Source organism: Apilactobacillus apinorum (assembly GCF_001281175.1).
In the GTDB taxonomy this organism is placed as follows: domain Bacteria; phylum Bacillota; class Bacilli; order Lactobacillales; family Lactobacillaceae; genus Apilactobacillus; species Apilactobacillus apinorum.
This window is the reverse complement of the sequence record NZ_KQ440395.1, coordinates 612,024-631,915: the sequence shown is the minus strand read 5'-3', so window position 1 is coordinate 631,915 and position 19,892 is coordinate 612,024. Positions and strand designations below refer to the sequence as shown.

Genomic DNA, 19,892 nt, shown 5'->3' with positions numbered 1-19,892 from the left:
TTATGAGTCCTTTTTTATTTTGTTTAAAATCAATATCATCCCTATTGATACCAATAAAAATATAAAGATGAATCCAACCATAAAATATTGCGATGGAAACAGGTTTATGATTGGTTCTTTTTTTTCATCAAAAATCCAGTCTTGGTTTCTAAATAATAACTTATGCATAAAAACAAAAGCATCATTAAAATCTACTACTGAAAATAATATTAAGGAAGTGAATAGCATATAAGTTGATCTAAGCGGCATCTTTAACAACCATAGTTTGTTAGCAAACGATAACCGCTTAATCAATTTTACAGCAATCAAAGTTAAAATAATCATTAACGTATTACTAATCATCAATAAAGTCTTAACATCTCTAAAATGCCTAATAACAACTTCATTAACAGGAATTGCTGTATGCATCTGATTAATAAATGGCGACTGTAGATATCTAATAATGTTTGTATAATTATTAGACACACTTGCCATACTAATGTGTATTGATGCTGATATATTCAATATTTTTATCGTAATCAGATATATTATTGATAAATTCATAAACAAAAAAACAGATAAACAGACTAACCACGCTAAAATCATTAAGCTGTATAGATAGTATTTAACCGTGGAATAAGGCATTTTTATAATTCCCAATCATCTAATGAATCCACTTGATGGGTTGGTTGAATTGATTTAGCCTTCACCTGTTCTTTGGTTGATAATCCGGTATAAACCAATAAAGTATCCATTCCAAAATTAATTCCTGCTGAAATGTCAGTCATATAGTTATCTCCAACCATGACAACATCGCTCTTAGATAGGTTAATTTTGTCCAAAGCATTTTGCATAATAATAGATTCTGGTTTACCAATTAATACTGGTTCTTGTTGTGTAGCATACTCTACAAGTTTAACTAAAGATCCTGCACCTGGTTGCATCCCTTTTTCAGTTGGAATATTACTATCTGGATTAGTTCCAATAAAAATAGAACCACTTCTAACTAGTAATACTGCCTTACTTAATTGATCATATGTTACATGACTATCTAAACCAACAATTACATAGCTAGGATTATCATCAGTAATTTCAAATCCATTATTTTCTAATGCCTTTATCAAACCAATCTCACCCACTACATATGCAGTTTTATCGAGATTTTTCTTAGTAGCATCGTTTTTTACATAATCTGCAGTAGCAAGGCCTGCAGTATAAACGTTATCAACTGATACATGAATATCATGATTATCTGATAAATTTTTAACTACATCTTCAGGTAGTTTAGTCGTGTTATTAGTTACAAATAAAAAATCGGTCTTAGTTGACTGTAATCTTTCAACAAATCTTTTAGCTGCAGGAATTCGTTTTTTTCCAGCGTAAATAGTCCCATCTAGGTCAATAAAATATCCTTTATACTTTCCCATTTATATTCTCCTAATCATTTCTTTGTTTAATCGTAAAGTGGCGTTTGCCATGGCCTTTAGATTGGGTAACAGTTACATGTTCACGTTTTTCAATTTCTGGTTTGGTTTTTGTGACTTTTTCTTTAATAAAGCCGCCTTTATTGTTTCTATTGTTTCTTCTTGGGCGTTTCTTATTGAAGGAAGAACTAGGCTTAGATTTAACTTCTAAATTATGCATCACAAAATAATCAGCACCCATATTAGCATACTCATTTAGATAATCCTTGATTGCTAAAAATTGATTTTGTAGTGGTGTGCTTGTTCCGTCATCAGAAAAACCTTTTAGTCTTAATACACCGTATCCATAATCACCAACAATATAACTGTAACGACTAAATATTGGATTATAGTTTATGGAAAAATCATCAATGTTAAAACATCCATTATGATTATCGATTAATTCATAAGTGTGATTGTTAATTAATACTTTATCTTCTCCATCCATTTTTATATTAGCTAATGGCTTATAACTATCGTTTTTTTCTTGAACTAAATCTTCAATACTTTTGCGGTCCAATTTTATTTCTCCTATTCTAATGGAAACTTATCTGATAAATAATCAGCAAAAAGATCTCTTAATGTTTGATCATATAAAATATTGTTTTGCCCTTTAATTGCAACAGTTGGGAAAAACGGAATAAAGATATAGTGATCCAACAATGCTATTTCATATGTTTTATTAAAATCTACTAACTCACCATCAAAGTATACATTATTATTTTCGTCTACTTCAATACCGTCATAATTTAATTGACCAAAAAACTTACCCCTAAAACCCATTCCTTTTTGTGGAAACTGAATCAAAAACTTCCAATTTTTTTGCATTTCCATTACTAATCTCCATATATCAGCACCAACAAGAGATGTTTTAGTAACATGCATTGAATGTGGCAAAATTTGATGTAAGTCGTTTTTGTTAATAACTCCTTTTTTTAGGGGTGATAAAAATAAACCGTTATTCACGACAGATGCTTTTGTATGTGCTTTCTTCTTCATTGCATCCAAAAATAAAGATACTATTTCAGGTTTACCCCTCAATCCGTTATCAATATCATGATCAATCATAGCTACTTTAGATTCTGATAAAAGTTTTTCTCCCTTATCTTCTAGTCCATTGATGAATTCTTCATCACCATCAAGTTCTGGCAAAGATGCTACTTCTACAACACTTGCTGATTTAGAAAGCACCTTATTATTGTCAACTTCTAGTAATATTTCACCTACATAGAAACCGTATTTTCCTGCAGCCGCCAATAATGATTGATTATCATTTTCACCATGTTCAAATAAATGATGTGTATGGCTACCGATTATGACGTTAAACTGTGGAAACTTTTGTGCAATTAACCTATCCTGAGTTACTCCTAAATGTGATAACAACACTTTCACAGAGTCATTAGTGTTTTTATCTAATAGTTCTTCAATTTTCACTTGATCATCAATTGGTTTCCAACCTACTAATTTATATGTTGATTGATATGGGGCTGTTAACCCAAATATATCAATAATATTTCCTTGAGGCGTTTTAATAGTCTTCTTTTCTTTTCCCCATGATGGTAATTGTAATGTTTTAGCATCTAAAATATTAGCTAAAATCACATCAAAATTAGCATCATCGTATAAATGATTTAGTTGTTCATGACTGTTTGTTAAACCTTCATTATTACCAATTGTCGCTGCATCATAGCCAATTTGATTTAAAAGTTCAATATTGGCCCTGCCATCAGTAGCTTCTGTTAGTGGATGTGAACGATCTAATGCATCTCCCAAATCAACAGTTAGGACGAAATATCCTTTTTCTTCTAACTTTCTTTTTTCATCAATTAGATATCTTTTAATTTTTGGCCAGTTCTCAAAATGTGAATGAATATCATTAGTATGTAAAATGGCGATTTTTTCCATTGTGAGTCCCTCCAATTATTTTCGTTTCATAAAATCAGTTGCCTTTTGTTCAATCATTACACTCAAATCATCTTCAGTAAATGGTTGGCCAAACGGTTTTTTGTATTTTAAATAGTCTTTTTCTGGACTATCAATTCCAACATTTATATTTTCCTTTGCGGATACCGAATAGTGATGGATATGACCGTGTAAATTTATTATCTGTTTTACCTGTCCCATCATCATTGGATAATGCGTCATATAATATTGGCAATGATTCATTTTTATTAAGGTTCCTACATCTTCAAATGAAAACTTAGGTTCACCATTTAGCTCAATATTATTTTTATCAATATACTTAAAAAGGGCTCGACTATCATGATTTCCTTTAATCAGTATAATTTTACCATTCAATTGCTTCAACAAATTGAAAACTTTCTCAAATGCTTTTTGTTGTGGCTTATCATGACAAACAGCGATATCTCCTAAATGATAAACGACGTCATTATCAGTAACTATTTCATTCCAGTTTTTTATTATATCGTTATCCATTTCTTCAACGAAAAAATAAGGTCTAGGAGCAAAATTCTTGTTTCCAATCATATGTTTATCTAAAAAATGCGTATCAGATATAAAAAACTTCATAATTTGCTCCTTCTAAATTATCTTTATATCTAGAATAAACTATTATTATTAAAATTAAAAATAAAAAAGGTTTAATCTACCAATATTGATAAATTAAACCTTTAATATTAAATTTTGTCTTTAATAGTTTTAAAGATGTATAGGAATAAAATCCAAATAATTGATCCAATTAATGGAATTAGTGTATCAACTCTGAACAATAATACAATTGCTACAAAGATAAGAAAAGCTAATACAAAGTAACTTGATAATGGGAATAATGGCATCTTAAAGCTAAGTTTGCTTTCTTCACCATTTGCTTTAACGACTTTTCTGTATTTAATATGTGCAATTACAATTAATCCCCAAATGAATAAGAAACAAGTAGTTGCAACACTAGAAATAAGTTGGAACACACCATTTGGCATAAATGCGTTTAAGAATAGAGAAATCGCAATTACTAATGTTGAGAAAATAATTCCATTTGTTGGTAATCCTTTGCTACTCAATGAACCAATTTTCTTACCAACTTTATTTGTTGTTCCAAAGCTTAATGAATATGCCATTCTTCCAGTAGTAAATAATGAAGAATTACATGCAGAAACCGCTGCAGTTAACACAACAAAGTTAATAATTGATGCTGCAGCACCAATTCCAATGTTTTGGAATACTTGTACGAAAGGACTTGAATCAGCATTGATAAAGTTCCATGGATAGATACACATTAGAGCAATTAATGAACCAATGTAGAAAATTAAGATTCTTGAAGGAACTTCGTTAATTGCCTTAGGAATAACTTTTTGTGGATCATGTGTTTCAGAAGCTGTCATTCCAATCATTTCAATTCCTGCGAAACTGAAGATAACCATTTGGAAACTCATAAAGAAACCTGATAATCCATGAGCAAACATTTTGTGTCCAAATAAGTTACCTAGTCCGGCATGGCCAACAGGTGTTTTATAGTTAATAATAACCAATACAACCCCTGTAGCAATCAATGCTAAAATGGCAATTACCTTTATTAATGCGAACCAGAATTCTGTTTCTCCAAATGCAGAAACATTAACTGTATTCAATAAGAACAAGATAATAATAATGACTAAACCAGTAATCCATTGTGGAATACTTGGGAACCAATATTTAATGTATAAACTAGCGGCAGTTATTTCAGCCATTGCAATTGTTATCCAACAAGCCCAATATGTCCACCCAGCGACAAATCCAAGCTTTTCACCCAAATATTTTTCAATAAATTCGATATATGAATGACAATTAACGTTAGATAATAACAGTTCACCAAGTGATCTCATAATAAAGAATCCGGCGATTCCGGCAATTAAGTATGCCAAAATAATAGATGGTCCGGCGAATTGAATTGATTCCCCCGCACCTAAGAACAATCCTGTTCCAATTGTTCCTCCTAAAGCGATTAATTGAACATGACGGTTCTTTAATCCTCTAGATAATTCAACGTTTTCTGTTTTCGGTGATTCTTCCATTTCATCACCCTCCTATTAAAGTTCTATGAGAACCATTATTACATAAAACGTTTCTAAATAGTATCTCTATCCTTGCTATCAAAGCATTCATAACAATTCAAAACATTGATGTATCAACATTTATTCATGTTATATATTTTAAGTTGAATTATTTTCATCAATCCATGAAAATAAAAGAGGATGCCATTAATAGCACCCTCCTTATATTATTTTAGACGTTCAATATCCTTAACAATCATTAATTCTTCGTTAGTTGGAATTAATAAAGTTTTGATTTTTGCGTCATCAGCACTAATGTCTCGTTCAACAGCGCGAATGTGGTTCTTTTCTGAATCAACCTTAACACCAAAGTAACTTAGTTTTTCAGCGATTTCTTCTCTGATACCAATATCATTTTCACCAACACCGGCTGTAAATACGATTCCATCAACACCATTCATTTCAGCAACGTATTGACCAACATATTTAACAATTCTGTTCATGTACATATTACGTGCTAATTCAGCTTGGTGGTTATCAGCTTTAACAGCTTCTAAATCTCTCATATCAGCTGAAACTTCAGATACACCAACTAAACCTGATTGCTTGTTTAAGATATTAATCATTTCATTAATATCAGTAATTCCTTCTTTTTCCATGATGTAAGCTAATAGTGAAGGATCAACGTCCCCTGATCTAGTAGCCATCATAATTCCTGTTAAAGGAGTGAAGCCCATTGAAGTATCCAATGACTTACCATGATCTACGGCACAAATTGATGCTCCAGCACCTAAATGCATGATAACAAGTTTTAAATCTTCTAGTGGTTTGCCCATCATTGCAGCAGCACGACCAGAAACATATCTATAACTGGTACCATGGGCACCATATTTTCTTGCTTTGTGTTCAGTGTAGTACTTATATGGTAAAGCATACATGTAGTTTTCTTCAGGCATTGAAGTATGGAAAGAAGTATCAAAGACAGCAACACTAATTACATCAGGTAATACCTTCTTAAATGCTTTGATTCCTAGAATGTTAGCTGGTTCATGTAATGGAGCAAGTTCTGAAAGTTCTTCTAACTTACTTAAAACATCATCATCAATAATTACTGAGTCAGTAAAGTATTCTCCACCAGCAACTACACGGTGACCAACACCTGTAATTTCATCATAGTTTTCAATAATACTTAAGCTTAGAAGCTTGTCTAATACAAGTTTGATAGCTTCTTCGTGATTATTAACGTCCATAGTTTTTTGGAACTTTTCACCATCACCATATTTAATTTCAACATCAGAGTTTGATAGACCGATTCTGTCAATAGCACCGCTTGAAATTAGCTTTTCCGATGGCATTTCAAATAATTTAAATTTTAATGTGGAACTTCCTGCGTTAATTGCAATTGATTTTCCCATAATAGTTCTCCTAACCTTTTTTTGTTAATAAATCTTTTTCTTCCCATTCTACAATCTCAGCTAAAAACTTTTGGAAAGCTGAAGGTTGTTTGAAGGATGGAAATTCACCAATCATAATTTTTTCAACTTGATGAGCATTATCACCATGCTTTTGTAAAATTAGGATGGCCTTTTGAGCATTTTCATTGTTAAAGATTTCTTTTGGTAGATTTAATAATGCTTGTAAGTAGGCATTATCTTGAATCCATTTTAAAAGTCCTTTTGATTCAGTAGTATCAAATAGATTACTTGGCACTAAAAATACTCCAAATCCACCGGGCTTAATATGATTCATCCCTTGTTCAATCAATAGATGATGAGCAAATGAATGCCCTTCAGAAGATCTAGTTTTGTAATTAGTAGTATTTTCATCAATTGGATAATATCCAATCGGTAAATCTGAAATAACTAAATCTGCATCGTCTACTAGGATGTTTGCAACGGAATCTTGATAAATTAATTCAGTATTATCACTATCTTGTTGCATTTGAGAATTAATACTTGCCACGGCTAGCATTGAGTCATCATTATCAATTCCAACTGTATGTATATCAACTTCCTTAATAGCATCTTTTAGTTGATTAACAACTGTAGATAATAGATTTCCCATCCCAACAGAAACATCTAATATTTGTAATTTCTTGTCATCTTTCACAAGTCTAATTACTAAATATCCCATAATTGAAGCAATTGTGTCTGGGGTAATTTGATGGTTAGCTTGAATAGCATCTTCTTTAGTAGCTTTTATCATGCAAATCTGAACAGCTTTTCTAACTGTTTCAGCATCAAGCTTATGATAATCTATTTCGCTATAAATTTTCTCTAATTTAGAAACAGTGTCACTATCTGGCATCCCTTCTTCAACATGTACTTCACCATTATTAATTAGGTTATCACCAGTTTCGATGAAAGCATCTAGGTAAGATATCCCTAACTTATCTTTCAGAAGTTCAGTAGAAGAATTTAAAACTTTAAACAGAGTTTCTGTATCTCTCTCAGTCAGCACACTCAACTCCCCTAAAAGTATTATCACTTAATAACAACTTTCATATTACCAGATTTTTATCATAAAATTCAAGATAAACCACTAATTACTTTAATATAAATTAGGTATTTGGATAACTTTTTATAATTTTATTAATCGTTTGAATTTCAGTATTATATTTTTCATATTTAACTAATACGATTGATGATATTATCAGTGCAATAAATATTGCAACCATCGTTGCTGAACCGTTCTTACTTGTCATTTTTTAACACACTCACATTCGTATATTGTTCACCATTCAAAAATGTAATACTAATTTTAAAGTGATGACCACTTTTTGAAAAAAATACGGTTTTTATTTTATCCAACATAGGTAAATAACCATTTTTTTCACCTGATAAAATCAATGATTGTTTATTTTGTTTTAACTTGTATTCTTTTTTATTTACTTGACTGTAAAGAGATACTTCATTATTACTGACATCTTTCCACACAAAACCAAACTTATCTGACTCTATTTCCTTTAAGAATAACTGATAATCAATAACATTTTCGTTACTATCTGTTTGTACATTATCAATAAACGGATGAATTAATATCACCAATATCGCAATCAAAGATAATATAAATATACTAACTACACTCTCAATCATCGTAAAGGCCCTTTTGTTGTTCATAGTTCATCCTTTTTTTGATCAATGTTTTTTTTCTTATTTCTAAGTTCTTATTCATTGTTTTATTGAAATCGGAGAAGATAATAATACTTGTTGAAATTATTAATAATGCAATCATCGCATCTATCATCAAAAATCCATGTTTTCTATTTTTCATACAGTCTATAAACTCCCCATCCCATTTGTATTTTTTGAACATATTTCTTATTTTTATTCCTGATAAACCAATAATATGTCTTAGGTGAAATATACCCATTTCTTTTTATTTGAATAACAAATTCATCAGGTGTGACTATGTTGTTTGGAACTGTTACTTCACTTTTTTTAGCTTTATTTTCAAAAATTACATGGTTATGTGAGATGTAAATAACACTATCAATATGATTAGCTTTTGAAGATTCTACAGTTGCTTCCCAATTTGATTTAAATAGATCCCAAAATATCTTGTCGTTTTGGGAATGGTTATATCTTAATGTGTTAAACATAAATAAAGTAGTTGAGAAAAATACCGTAGTCATTAACAGCACTACAATCATTTCGAAAGTAGAAAAACCTATCCTATTAATCTTCAATAACTTTATTATTTTCAATTTTAATTCCATCCGATTCAGCTTGTTTCACTTGCTTATCAGTTAAGTAACCCTCACTAATAAGATCTGTGAAGTCAATATTTTTATTATTTGTTTCGTCAGACAAAGCATCTACTTGACCTTGAATCATAGTGCTCATTGCATGGATATGGATCTTATTGGCATGCTTCTTCTGCCCAGAAATATTTGGAACAATGATTAAAATTAGCAACGAAATGATAAATAATACCACCGTCATTTCTATTAATGTGAATCCGTCTTTCTTATTTTTCAATTTCTAAATTCCTTTCAGTGAAGAATATATTGGTGCCAATACTAGTAGATAAGCCACAATAATACATATACCAATAATCAAAAATAGTATTGGTTGAATCATATTTATTAAACGATTAACTTGCTTATTCATTTCAGTAAACTTGATTTTTGAAAATATATTTAATTCATCTTTAATATCATCAACTTCTTTTCCACTACTAAAAAAGCTATTATATTCGATTGGTAAAAAACGATATTTATTAATCAACTTGGTAACCTCATCTCCAAGATTCGCAAATCGTGATAGTTCATTTCCTAAAGCATTTAGTAAAGTGTTTCTTTTAAACGTTTTTAATACATGTACAATTTGAATTAATTCCATTCCACTGCTCAATAACATACTTAATTGCAACGATAGGAAGTATGCAATATAACTTCTATAAACATTGCCTATAAATGGAATTCTACATATATAATTTCTTTTTTCTAATAACGACAATCTATTGTAAAAATATGTAATCCCTGCCAATACCAGAACGACTAATGCAATAAAGCAATAGATCATACTGAAATCATATTGATTAATAGTACTTACTGTATTTAATTGTGGTAAGACCAATTCATTGATTGCAAAAACCGTAAATGCCAACATCATTATTAAAATGATTGGATAACATAAAACCTCCTTAATTTTCGATTCATTTTGTATTCTATGTTGAATAAAATTACTAAGATCAGACAAACATTGTGCCAAGTTACCATACCGTTCACTTATCATAATTTGATTGACGAATTCATCATTAACTAATCCATATACACTATCACTAAAGCTTCTTCCTGTTATTAATTGGTCCTCAATATAGTTATATGCGTTTACGTCATTATCCATTTCTCTAATAAATAGAATTGATTGTTTTAGGTTGTATCCAGAATTCAATAAATCACTCATTAGTTTGAAAAATACATACTGCCTTTTTAAAGTTAGTTTTTTCATTTATAAAAGCCCATCCCTATCAATATTAATTATTAATGATTTCTAAATCAGCCATCAAATCCCCATCATCGTTTAGCAACATACGCTGATATATAATCGTGTTCAAACTGCTCTTAACGTCAGAATATTCACATCCTAATTGAGTTAACCTATCTATAACACCATCAGAATTTCTGGCATGAATTGTAGTTAGTACTAAATGACCTGATAAAGCAGCTCTAATTGCTGCATTGGCAGTTTTATAATCTCTAATCTCTCCAATTATAAACACGTCCGGTCGATGTCTTAACCCTACTTTAATCAATTCATCATATCCCATCCCAGCGACTTCATTAACTTGTAATTGCAGAAATGATTTATGTCTAATCTCCACTGGATCTTCAATACTCATAATCATCTTGTTTTTCGCTATTTTATCAGCAATCTTATAAACAGAAGTGGTTTTTCCAGATCCCGTTTTTCCAGCAAAAATTATCAATCCAGAATCATTAGTATTTTCTACAATTTGATTCAAAATGGCGTCATTACTATAAATGATTTTATTATTATCAAGTGCATAAATAATCCTAATTACCATTGTATCTTCATTCTTAAAGTTTCCAACTGTGGAAATTCTTAAAAAGAAATCTGAGTGAGCACCAATAGAACCAACTTGAGGTCTTCTTTTCTCACTTATACTCATCCCACTAACATACTTACAATAATTAATTAGCTTTAATGCCGTATCTATTTTTAAAAATTCCTGGAATATAATTCCATACCCGCTTTTGGCTTTTAAAACATATTGATTATCCTCAGGTAGTATATAAATGTCTTCAATTCTTTTATCACATGAAGTAGATATTAACTTCTTAAAATATAATTGTATGTCCATAAAAAAACCTCCATTCATATATTCGTAGAATGGAGGTTTAAATTTTTTTATAAAAAAAATGCACATAAAATGTGCATCTTTAATAATTATTCAGCAGATTCTGGTAATTCAGCTGCTTCGTAGACGTCTTGAACGTCATCGTTTTCATCAAGTTCATCAATTAAGCCAGTGTATTGTGATACTTTATCACTTGGTACAGCAGTCTTGTTTTGAGGGAACATTGTAACTTCAGCAGTATCTAAATCATATTTATCTTGAAGTGCATCTCTTACAGAAGTTAAGTCAGATGGTTGAGTAAAGATTTCAAATTGATCTTCATCAGCTCTCATATCTTCTCCACCAGCATCTAAAACATCCATTAGCATACTATCTTCGTCAACGTCTAAACCGTCACGTAAGATAACGATGTATCCTTTACGATCAAACATGTATGAAACTGAACCGTTTGAACCTAGAGAACCACCATGGTGACTGAATGCTGAACGAACGGCAGCAGCAGTACGGTTTTTGTTATCAGTTAAACAAGAAACCATGATTGCTGTACCAGCAGGTCCATATCCTTCGTAAGTAATTTCTTCGTAGTTTGCTCCACCTTGACCAGAAGCCTTATCAATAGCACGTTGAATGTTATCTTTAGGCATGTTGGCAGCATGGGCTTTATCAATCACAAGACGTAATTGTGGGTTACCATCTGGTTCTGGGCCACCAGCTTTTGCAGCTTGGTATAAATCACGAGATAATTTTTGGAAAATCTTACCACGTTTCTTATCTTGGGCACCCTTACGTCCTTGAATGTTATGCCATTTTGAATGTCCTGACATAATCACAGCACTCCTCTCGAATATCTATTGTTTTCTTTTAGTTTACAAACATATCAATTATATCAATCAGGATATAATTAATCAAGTTTACAACCATGGCTATTTAGTAGATTGTCTTTCTTCAATTTCATATCCTAAGACTACATACTTATCATCAATTTTTTCCTGATTCATGATCTTAGTTAGTAGTCTCATAGCAACGGCACCAATATCATATAGTGGTTGTGTTATGGATGACAATTGTGGTCTCAACATCTTAGCTAATTTTGTATTATTGCTAGTAAAAATCTCAAAATCATCAGGAACGACTACTCCTCTATCAGTCATAGCGTTCAATAGACCAGCTGCTAATTCATCATTAGTAACAACCGCTGCGGTAATATTCTTTTTGATTACTTCATCAGCTAAATTATAGCCATCTTCATAAGTACTAGTAGTTTCAAAAACTAAATCATCACTAAATGAAATGTTATTACTATTTAGCGCTTTCTTATATCCTTTTAGACGATAGTCCTTATTAATTGCTTGTTTTAGTGGTCCTGATACAAAAGCAATTTTTTGATTACCGTGTTGTATCAATCTGTTAGTTTCATTCATTACAGCATCAACATAATCAATGTTGACACTAGGAACTGAATTATTAATATCAACTGAACCAGCTAAAACAATTGGGCAGTCAGATCTCTTAAATTCATCTCTTAAGTGATCGTCGATTTCATTACCCATAAAAATGATTCCATCAACTTGTTTTCCTAATAATGTATTAAGAACCGATGCTTCTTTTCCCGGATTGTCATCCGAATTGGCTAAAATAATATTGTAATTGTACATTGTCGCAATATCATCAATTCCCCTAGCTAAAGAAGAAAAGTAACCATCCGTAACATCTGGAATAATTACACCTACTGTTGTAGTTTTCTTGCTTGCAAGTCCCCTTGCTACAGCATTAGGGCGATAGTCCAGATTATCTATAACCTGCAAAACCTTTTCTTTAGTGGTTTGTCTTACGTTACTGTTACCGTTCAAAACTCTGGAAACCGTAGCCATGGAAACACCAGCTTCTCTTGCAACATCATAAATTGTCACATTTTGCTTGTCCATCCCTCAAACTCCTCTTTAAGCTCGCCGAATATGTTTTCATAGCGCTTTCAATATGTTTACAAATATATCAGAAATATGAGAAATTAACAAGACTACTAACTTATAAAGCAATAAAAAAGCCTAGATAAAATCTAGGCTTCTTTAATTTCTATTTATTTTTCTTCATCTGAATGTTTTAAGAAATCTGGTTCAATAACTACGTCATCTTCAGAATCGTTAGCTTTACGAACTTGATTTCTTAAACTATCGGCAGCTTTATGAAATTGTGTGCTACCTTCATCATAATAGTATTGTGCTTTGTTAACAACATTGTCATTAACTTTACCAGCAGCATCTTTAATCTTTGATGTAGCATCTGATGTCTTGTATTGTAATGATTCCTTAACATCATCAACTGAATCTAAGGCATAGAATGCATAGTCTAATGCTCTATCCTTTAGATCGTTAGCTGTTTTAACAGTTTTGTCTACTAATTCTTTGGTTTTTTCATCATCCATCTTACGGTAAGCGAAGTATGCAGCAGCGGCTGCACCAGTGGTTAATCCTAATAAAAATAGTCCTGTCTTTTTCATAAAAAACACTCCTTCTTATTTTTTAAACATTCTTAAACCTACTCCAGCAGCTTTTTCCATAAATGACTTCTTATTTCTGTTTTGGAATTTTTTGGTTAAGTTTTTTGTTGCGGTATTTAAATCACTAACACTTTGACCAACATCGGCGGCAGCTTGATAAACTGGGTCTAAGATATTGATTTTTTCATTAATGTCCTTAACTAATGAGTTTGAGCTAGCTAATATATCTTCCGCTTGCTTAGATATTACATCAATATCTTGAGAAATGGAACTAATATTTTTATTAACTTGATCTACCGTCTTTGATAGCTTAATAAGAAGCACAGCAACACTAATTGCAATAATGAAAAAAGCAATTGCGGCAATTAAACCTGCTAATTCTCCAATTGTCATGCAACCCCTCCTCTTAACTAGATATGTTTAGAATAGCATTTAACTTATAAATTTACAATTAGTATCTACTTAATTAATTATTAAACCTTCCACCATTCATCGAACTTTTGGTATAAATTTCTAATTGCATTACCTCTATGACTAATTTCATTCTTTTCATCATCAGTCATTTCGGCCATTGATTTATGCTTCGATGGAACATAAAACAATGGATCGTATCCAAATCCATTGTTACCTTTTGGTGCATCTAATATTTCACCATCAACAGTTCCATAAACCACTAATTTCTTACCTTCTGGATTTAGTAACACCAAACAGGTTACGAAACTAGCAGATTTATCTTGCATACCTTTTAATTTATCTAATAACTTTTTATTATTTGCAGCATCATCATGATCACCAGCATATCTAGCAGACTTAATTCCTGGTTCATCATTAATTGAATGTACTTCCAATCCTGAATCATCAGCTAAAACTGGTAAATTAGTAAGATTACTTACTGCTTCGGCTTTAATAGTCGCATTTTCTTCAAATGAACTACCGTTTTCATTAATCTCCTTAATGTCTGGAAAATCTGCTAATGTTTTAAATTGAATGTTTTTATCTGCAAACATTTCTCTAAACTCTCTAGCTTTATTTGGGTTATTTGTAGCAATTACAATTGTATCCACCTTAATAATCCTCCAATTCTTTCACGTCAATATGTTTTACATTTATATCTTGATTCAACCACTCTTTGGCAATTGATTTAAACTGATTAACATCCCCAGTAGTATAAAAATCATATTGCGGTTTATCTTCACAATCATTGTAAATATCATTCTCTTTTAAAATTGATTCCACTTGCTTAATTGTTTCTACACCTGGATCAATTAATTGAACATTATCCCCCATTGATTGTTGAATCATTGAACGCATAATTGGAAAATGAGTGCATCCCATAACCAACGTATCAATGTTATCTGATTTAATTTTTTCTAGTACTTCATCAACATTTGATTGATTTGAGGACTCTTTATATCCTTGACTTTCTACCATTGTTACGAAACTAGGACAACCTAGGCTTACAACATCAATGTTTGCGTCTACGCTTTTAATTTCATTTTCATATTTGCCACTTTTGACGGTTCCGTTAGTGGCAATCACTCCAACATGATTATTGTTAGTAGCTTTTACAGCTGCTAGACTTCCGGGATTAATAACTCCAATCACTGGGATTGATAATTGTTCCTTTAAAAAAGGTAATGCTAGTGCAGTTGCAGTATTGCAAGCAATCACTAACATCTTAATTTCCTTAGATATTAAAAATTTTGATATTTGTAATGCATAGCTTTTTATTTGTTCGGGAGTCTTCTCACCATATGGCAATCTTGCTTCATCGCCAAAATAAATTATGTTTTCTTTTGGTAGTTTTTGCATTGCGACTTTGGCGATTGTTAATCCACCTACTCCAGAATCCATAAATCCAATCGCTTTTTTATTCAATAGTTTAACCTTCTTTCGCAATTCCACATAATTAATATTATCATGTTTAAGGCAAACTATCATGAATATTAATACATAAATGAACTAAATTTTCTCAACCTGTGTAAATTAAGTTTAATTTATAATATAATAAACTTGTATATAAGGAATTGAGGTAAACAGTATGGATAACAATCTTTACAATAAAATAATGGAAGATAATTCTACTCGTCCTTTTTGGGGACAAGAATTATTAAGAGATGTCTTACTTAATGATTTACTAGGTAATGACACTCATAGCATTATGTACTGGGCTGGTAAAAAAATTGCTAGAAAATACCCACTAAAGGATGCTTTAGACATCGTTTTATTCTTTAAACAAGCTGGTCTTGGAGATTTAACTATTGAATCTGAAAACAAATATGAAATAAAATGGACTCTTAGCGGAGATATTGTTGCTAAGAGAATCGAAGCTAATCCAGATGCTGATTTCATGTTTGAAGCTGGTTTTCTAGCTCAAATTGCTCAACAACAATTTAAAGTAATCTCTGAAGCAGAAATGAATCCTAAAGAAGAAAAGAACGGTACCGTTTTAATTCGTGTTCACATGGATCCTAAGAACCCTGCTCCAGTTATTGAAGAAGAAATTAAAAACTTTGACTTAAAACAATAAAAAAAGAACCTGATGATTAATTCATCAGGTTCTTTTTTTATTATAGGTATTGACCTAAAATTTTAGCTAATTGTTCTTTGCTGTGATAACCAACAATGCTATCTACAACTTCTCCATCTTTCTTAACAAGTAAAGTTGGGATACTCATAATTCCAAACTTTTGTGGAGTTTCTGGGTTTTGATCAACATCCATCTTGTTGAATGTAACTTGATCACCCATTTCTTCTGCTAGTTGATCAACAACAGGTGATTGCATACGACAAGGACCACACCAAGTTGCCCAAAAGTCAGTTAATGTAACACCTTCAGAAGTATCTTTTTCAAATGTCTTATCAGTTGTTTCTGAAACCATAATAATATGCCTCCTTATTTCTCTTACTGAAAGTAAGTTTATCATTTTTAATTTTAATTGCAACGAATATGTCTTATACGATTTAATATTCTACTTTAATTCTACCACGGTTGAACCGTCTCCTCCAGCATTCGCTGGTGAATAATTAAACGAAGCCACTCTTCGATCACTTTGTAATAGTTCTGTGACCCCTTGACGCAAAGCACCTGTTCCTTTTCCATGAATAATTGTAACTGAAGGATATCCGGCTAATACTGCGGAATCTAAGTATTGATCAACTTCATGCATTGCTTCTTCATATCGATGCCCTCTTAAATCAAGCTTAGCTGATAGTCCTTTTGAGGAGGTCCGTTTTACCTTAGAGTTAAATCTAGTTTCATCGTTTTTAACATTAATTTTTTCCATATCGGACTCATCGATTCTCATTTTCAAAATTCCCAATTGAACTTCCCATTCAGTTGGTGCAAGTTTTTGCATAAGAACCCCTCTTTGACCATAAGACTTAACCATAACATCGTCACCTTTATGGAAGTCATGCTTAGCTTTAGCCTTCTTTAAAACACGATTATGCACTAAATCAACATCGTGACGTAGTGAATTTAATTGACCTTGTGCGTCAATTAACTCATTTTCCTTAACACTAACTTCTCCAATTTGCTTTTGCTTTTCACGCAAATCTTTAATGATTGCGTCAGCTTTTTGCTTAGCTGCGTCAGCGATCTCATTAGCTTTTTGCTTAGCTGCTAATACTAATTTATCTTTTTGATTCTTATACTTAGTAAACTCTTCTGATAAATCAGAATGCAATTGAGTTGCATCATTCAACTGAACAGATAATTCGTCAGCATTTTCACGTGCTCGCTTAGTTTGTTCAGTCAATTCAACAATCATGTTATTAAGGTCTTGGCTTTCTTGATCAACTAATGATCTAGCTTCAACAATGATACTTTCGTCTAATCCAAGGCGAGAAGCAATATTTAAACCATTACTTTGTCCAGGAATTCCCATCAACAAATGATATGTGGGTTGTAGTGTTTCGCTATCAAATTCCATGGAAGCATTAATCGTTTCAGGTCGATTATATGCAAATACTTTCAGTTCAGGATAATGAGTAGTAGCAACTACATCACAACCTTGTTCAGACAATTTATCTAAAATAGACATTGCAAGCGCTGCTCCTTCTTTTGGATCAGTACCAGCTCCCAATTCATCTAAAATAACTAAGCTTTTCTTGGTTGTACTATTTAAAATATCAACGATATTATCCATATGTGATGAAAATGTACTCAAATTTTGCTCGATTGATTGTTCATCACCAATATCTGCAAATACATTATCAAATACAGCTACACTTGAGCCTTCATTAGCAGTAACAAATAATCCTGACTGTGCCATTAATTGAAGTAATCCAATTGTTTTAATAGTAATTGTCTTACCACCTGTATTAGGACCAGTGATGATAATTGATTTGTTTTCACCACCGATATATAAATCGTTAGCAACTACCTTATCCAAACTAATCATCGGATGCCTTGCTTGCTTTAAGTTAACAATATTTTCCTTTGAAATTGTGGGTCTAGTTGCCTTTAAACTTCTAGCATACTTAGCCTTCGCATTAATTAAATCAAAATGACCTAACAACTTTGCGTTGTTAATAATTTCATATTGATAAGGTCGAATTAAGTCTGACAACTCTGCTAAAATTCTTCTCTCTTCAACTCTTTCTTCGACTTCTTTTTGACGTAGTTCCGTATTTAAGCCGACAGTTGAAGCTGGTTCAATATATAAAGTTTGTCCAGATGAACTTCTATCATGAACAATTCCACCAAATTTATTCTTATTTTCAGCCTTAACAGGTAAAACCATTCGATCTTCTCTAATTGTTACAATCGGTTCCGTTAAATCTTTACTGTTTTTTTGAGTATATTGATTCATAATAGAACGAACTTGGCTCTTGATTACATCCATTCTTCTTCTAATTGAATTTAATTCAGAAGAGGCCGTGCTTAAAACTCGACCATCGTCATCGATTGAATCAGATAATTGTTTTGAAATTGTTGGAACTGATTGAACTTCGTTAATTAATTTATATAGTCGATTTAAAGAAACATCATCGGCTTTCAAATTATCGAAAAATCTCACTAAATAATTTGAGGTCTTTAACACCTTATTAATCTTAGCAAGTTCACTTCCGTTTAATGATGCATCAATCTTTAGACGTTTAATATATGGAGATACATCCTCTAGCTTTGGAATTGATATTTCCTTATCTAATCTAAGAATATGAGCACCATCATCGGTTTCATCTAACCACGTTTGAATAGTATTAGGATTATCCACCGGATATAATTCGGATAATTCTTTTTGTCCGTTTTTAGTGGTTAAATATTGTTCAATTGACTGTTTTATTTTCTTATATTCTAAAGTATTTAATACTTTATCATTCATTATTTAATCACCTTATCTTAACCATTTTTCATATAAATCATGAGATAAAACTGGTGTCTTATTAACCATAAAATTGGCTATACTTGATTTTTCATACTGTTGTGTAATTTGATTGTCAGGTAAAACAGAAATCACATTCAAAATAAATAAAATTGTTAAGTATGCAATTACAAGTCCTATAACAGTTCCACCAATTGAATTAATTTGATGAATTACCGGGATATGAGTTAATTTATCAACAATGGATATAACGATTCTGACAATAATACCAGATAGCATAAAAAGAATAAAAAAACTAATACTATTGCTTAATATCTGATCGTTAATCATACTTGAATGACCAAAAATAGCCTGACTTAAGTCTCGTGCATAGTAAAGAGAAAATAGTAAGCTAAACATAAATCCAACAATTCGTAAAATCTCATTCACTAATCCGCGACGATATCCATCGTAAATACCATACACGAATAATAAAATAATAATAATATTGAATAGCATTATTTCCAGTTTCCTTCTTGATTGTAATCATCATTATGTGTTAATTCATTAATTTTATCTTGCAATTTTAATTGTTCAGAAAAAGCATTAAATGCTAATAAGATTGCAGCATCTTCATCATTAATGTCTGGTGCCATTTCTTTTAATTGCACAAGTTGTCTATTCATTAGTTCAGTAACTGTTTTCATATGTTCAGCAGAGCTTTTACCGACAAAAGTGTAATCCTTCTTGCCGATGACTGCCTTAAAGCGTTGATTTGATTCGTTCATAGTTCGAAAACCTCCATTAATACTAGTCCATTTTAGCATGAAAA

24 protein-coding genes are annotated in these 19,892 nt (G+C 31.5%); 1 reads left to right on the top strand and 23 read right to left on the bottom strand.

From position 1 onward, the window contains the following. From RZ74_RS07045 to racE, 19 genes are all read right to left on the bottom strand, one after another. Positions 1 to 543 (bottom strand): TIGR01906 family membrane protein, encoded by a 543-nt coding sequence (locus RZ74_RS07045; RefSeq protein ID WP_413813626.1) that lies wholly within the window; start codon positions 541 to 543, stop codon positions 1 to 3. A gap of 83 nt (positions 544 to 626) precedes the next feature. Further along, positions 627 to 1,406, bottom strand: a complete 780-nt coding sequence (locus RZ74_RS02660) for a TIGR01457 family HAD-type hydrolase (RefSeq protein ID WP_053949903.1) — start codon at positions 1,404 to 1,406, stop codon at positions 627 to 629. A 10-nt stretch (positions 1,407 to 1,416) separates the two neighbouring features. Further along, a complete protein-coding gene (locus tag RZ74_RS02655; RefSeq protein WP_053949902.1) occupies positions 1,417 to 1,962 on the bottom strand; it encodes a YutD-like domain-containing protein in 546 nt (181 codons plus the stop codon). An 11-nt stretch (positions 1,963 to 1,973) separates the two neighbouring features. Next, a complete protein-coding gene (locus RZ74_RS02650; RefSeq protein WP_053949901.1) occupies positions 1,974 to 3,347 on the bottom strand; it encodes a bifunctional metallophosphatase/5'-nucleotidase in 1,374 nt (457 codons plus the stop codon). A gap of 15 nt (positions 3,348 to 3,362) precedes the next feature. Beyond that, positions 3,363 to 3,971 carry a metallophosphoesterase gene (locus RZ74_RS02645; RefSeq protein WP_053949900.1) on the bottom strand — a complete coding sequence of 203 codons (609 nt, stop codon included), beginning with the start codon at positions 3,969 to 3,971 and terminating at the stop codon, positions 3,363 to 3,365. Positions 3,972 to 4,078: 107 nt separating this feature from the next. Continuing rightward, complete coding sequence (locus RZ74_RS02640) at positions 4,079 to 5,449, bottom strand: amino acid permease (protein ID WP_053949899.1); 1,371 nt, start codon at positions 5,447 to 5,449, stop codon at positions 4,079 to 4,081. A 206-nt stretch (positions 5,450 to 5,655) separates the two neighbouring features. Then, on the bottom strand, positions 5,656 to 6,843 hold the full coding sequence (locus tag RZ74_RS02635; protein WP_053949898.1) for an acetate/propionate family kinase: 1,188 nt from the start codon (positions 6,841 to 6,843) through the stop codon (positions 5,656 to 5,658). Positions 6,844 to 6,853: 10 nt separating this feature from the next. Then, positions 6,854 to 7,888 (bottom strand): class I SAM-dependent methyltransferase, encoded by a 1,035-nt coding sequence (locus RZ74_RS02630; protein WP_053949897.1) that lies wholly within the window; start codon positions 7,886 to 7,888, stop codon positions 6,854 to 6,856. 233 nt (positions 7,889 to 8,121) lie between these two features. Next, positions 8,122 to 8,547, bottom strand: a complete 426-nt coding sequence (locus RZ74_RS02625; RefSeq protein WP_083437141.1) for a competence type IV pilus minor pilin ComGF — start codon at positions 8,545 to 8,547, stop codon at positions 8,122 to 8,124. Positions 8,548 to 8,690: 143 nt separating this feature from the next. After that, a complete protein-coding gene (locus tag RZ74_RS02615) occupies positions 8,691 to 9,062 on the bottom strand; it encodes a hypothetical protein (protein ID WP_148562064.1) in 372 nt (123 codons plus the stop codon). Positions 9,063 to 9,105: 43 nt separating this feature from the next. After that, on the bottom strand, positions 9,106 to 9,408 hold the full coding sequence (gene comGC / locus RZ74_RS06915) for a competence type IV pilus major pilin ComGC (protein WP_263505239.1): 303 nt from the start codon (positions 9,406 to 9,408) through the stop codon (positions 9,106 to 9,108). Positions 9,409 to 9,411: 3 nt separating this feature from the next. After that, complete coding sequence (locus RZ74_RS02605; protein WP_053949893.1) at positions 9,412 to 10,383, bottom strand: type II secretion system F family protein; 972 nt, start codon at positions 10,381 to 10,383, stop codon at positions 9,412 to 9,414. 25 nt (positions 10,384 to 10,408) lie between these two features. After that, a complete protein-coding gene (comGA, locus tag RZ74_RS02600) occupies positions 10,409 to 11,257 on the bottom strand; it encodes a competence type IV pilus ATPase ComGA (RefSeq protein WP_053949892.1) in 849 nt (282 codons plus the stop codon). A gap of 86 nt (positions 11,258 to 11,343) precedes the next feature. Then, a complete protein-coding gene (locus tag RZ74_RS02595; protein ID WP_053949891.1) occupies positions 11,344 to 12,078 on the bottom strand; it encodes a YebC/PmpR family DNA-binding transcriptional regulator in 735 nt (244 codons plus the stop codon). A gap of 99 nt (positions 12,079 to 12,177) precedes the next feature. Then, a complete protein-coding gene (gene ccpA, locus RZ74_RS02590; RefSeq protein WP_053949890.1) occupies positions 12,178 to 13,179 on the bottom strand; it encodes a catabolite control protein A in 1,002 nt (333 codons plus the stop codon). Between the two features lie 152 nt (positions 13,180 to 13,331). Beyond that, on the bottom strand, positions 13,332 to 13,751 hold the full coding sequence (locus tag RZ74_RS02585; protein WP_053949889.1) for a YtxH domain-containing protein: 420 nt from the start codon (positions 13,749 to 13,751) through the stop codon (positions 13,332 to 13,334). Between the two features lie 15 nt (positions 13,752 to 13,766). Continuing rightward, the gene (locus RZ74_RS02580) at positions 13,767 to 14,144 is read right to left on the bottom strand and encodes a DUF948 domain-containing protein (RefSeq protein ID WP_053949888.1); all 378 of its coding nucleotides are present in this window, start codon (positions 14,142 to 14,144) and stop codon (positions 13,767 to 13,769) included. Between the two features lie 80 nt (positions 14,145 to 14,224). Beyond that, positions 14,225 to 14,824 carry an XTP/dITP diphosphatase gene (locus tag RZ74_RS02575; RefSeq protein WP_083437139.1) on the bottom strand — a complete coding sequence of 200 codons (600 nt, stop codon included), beginning with the start codon at positions 14,822 to 14,824 and terminating at the stop codon, positions 14,225 to 14,227. Continuing rightward, a complete protein-coding gene (gene racE, locus RZ74_RS02570) occupies positions 14,817 to 15,629 on the bottom strand; it encodes a glutamate racemase (protein WP_237756913.1) in 813 nt (270 codons plus the stop codon). The genes RZ74_RS02575 and racE overlap by 8 nt, the downstream gene beginning before the upstream one ends. A 163-nt stretch (positions 15,630 to 15,792) precedes the next feature. On the opposite strand from racE, the gene RZ74_RS02565 reads away from it, so the two are divergent. Beyond that, complete coding sequence (locus tag RZ74_RS02565; protein ID WP_053949886.1) at positions 15,793 to 16,281, top strand: YslB family protein; 489 nt, start codon at positions 15,793 to 15,795, stop codon at positions 16,279 to 16,281. A gap of 40 nt (positions 16,282 to 16,321) precedes the next feature. On the opposite strand, the gene trxA is transcribed toward RZ74_RS02565, so the two are convergent. The 4 genes from trxA to RZ74_RS02545 all read right to left on the bottom strand — a co-directional run bounded on the left by trxA (position 16,322) and on the right by RZ74_RS02545 (position 19,848). Further along, positions 16,322 to 16,633: a thioredoxin gene (trxA, locus tag RZ74_RS02560; RefSeq protein WP_053949885.1), complete on the bottom strand. Its 312-nt coding sequence runs from the start codon at positions 16,631 to 16,633 to the stop codon at positions 16,322 to 16,324. A 90-nt stretch (positions 16,634 to 16,723) separates the two neighbouring features. Further along, complete coding sequence (locus RZ74_RS02555) at positions 16,724 to 19,081, bottom strand: endonuclease MutS2 (protein WP_053949884.1); 2,358 nt, start codon at positions 19,079 to 19,081, stop codon at positions 16,724 to 16,726. A 12-nt stretch (positions 19,082 to 19,093) separates the two neighbouring features. After that, positions 19,094 to 19,579, bottom strand: a complete 486-nt coding sequence (locus RZ74_RS02550) for a CvpA family protein (RefSeq protein WP_053949883.1) — start codon at positions 19,577 to 19,579, stop codon at positions 19,094 to 19,096. After that, positions 19,579 to 19,848, bottom strand: coding sequence for a cell division protein ZapA (locus tag RZ74_RS02545; protein ID WP_053949882.1), 270 nt, complete (start codon positions 19,846 to 19,848; stop codon positions 19,579 to 19,581). Before RZ74_RS02545 ends, RZ74_RS02550 begins: the two co-directional genes overlap by 1 nt. Positions 19,849 to 19,892 lie beyond the last annotated feature (44 nt).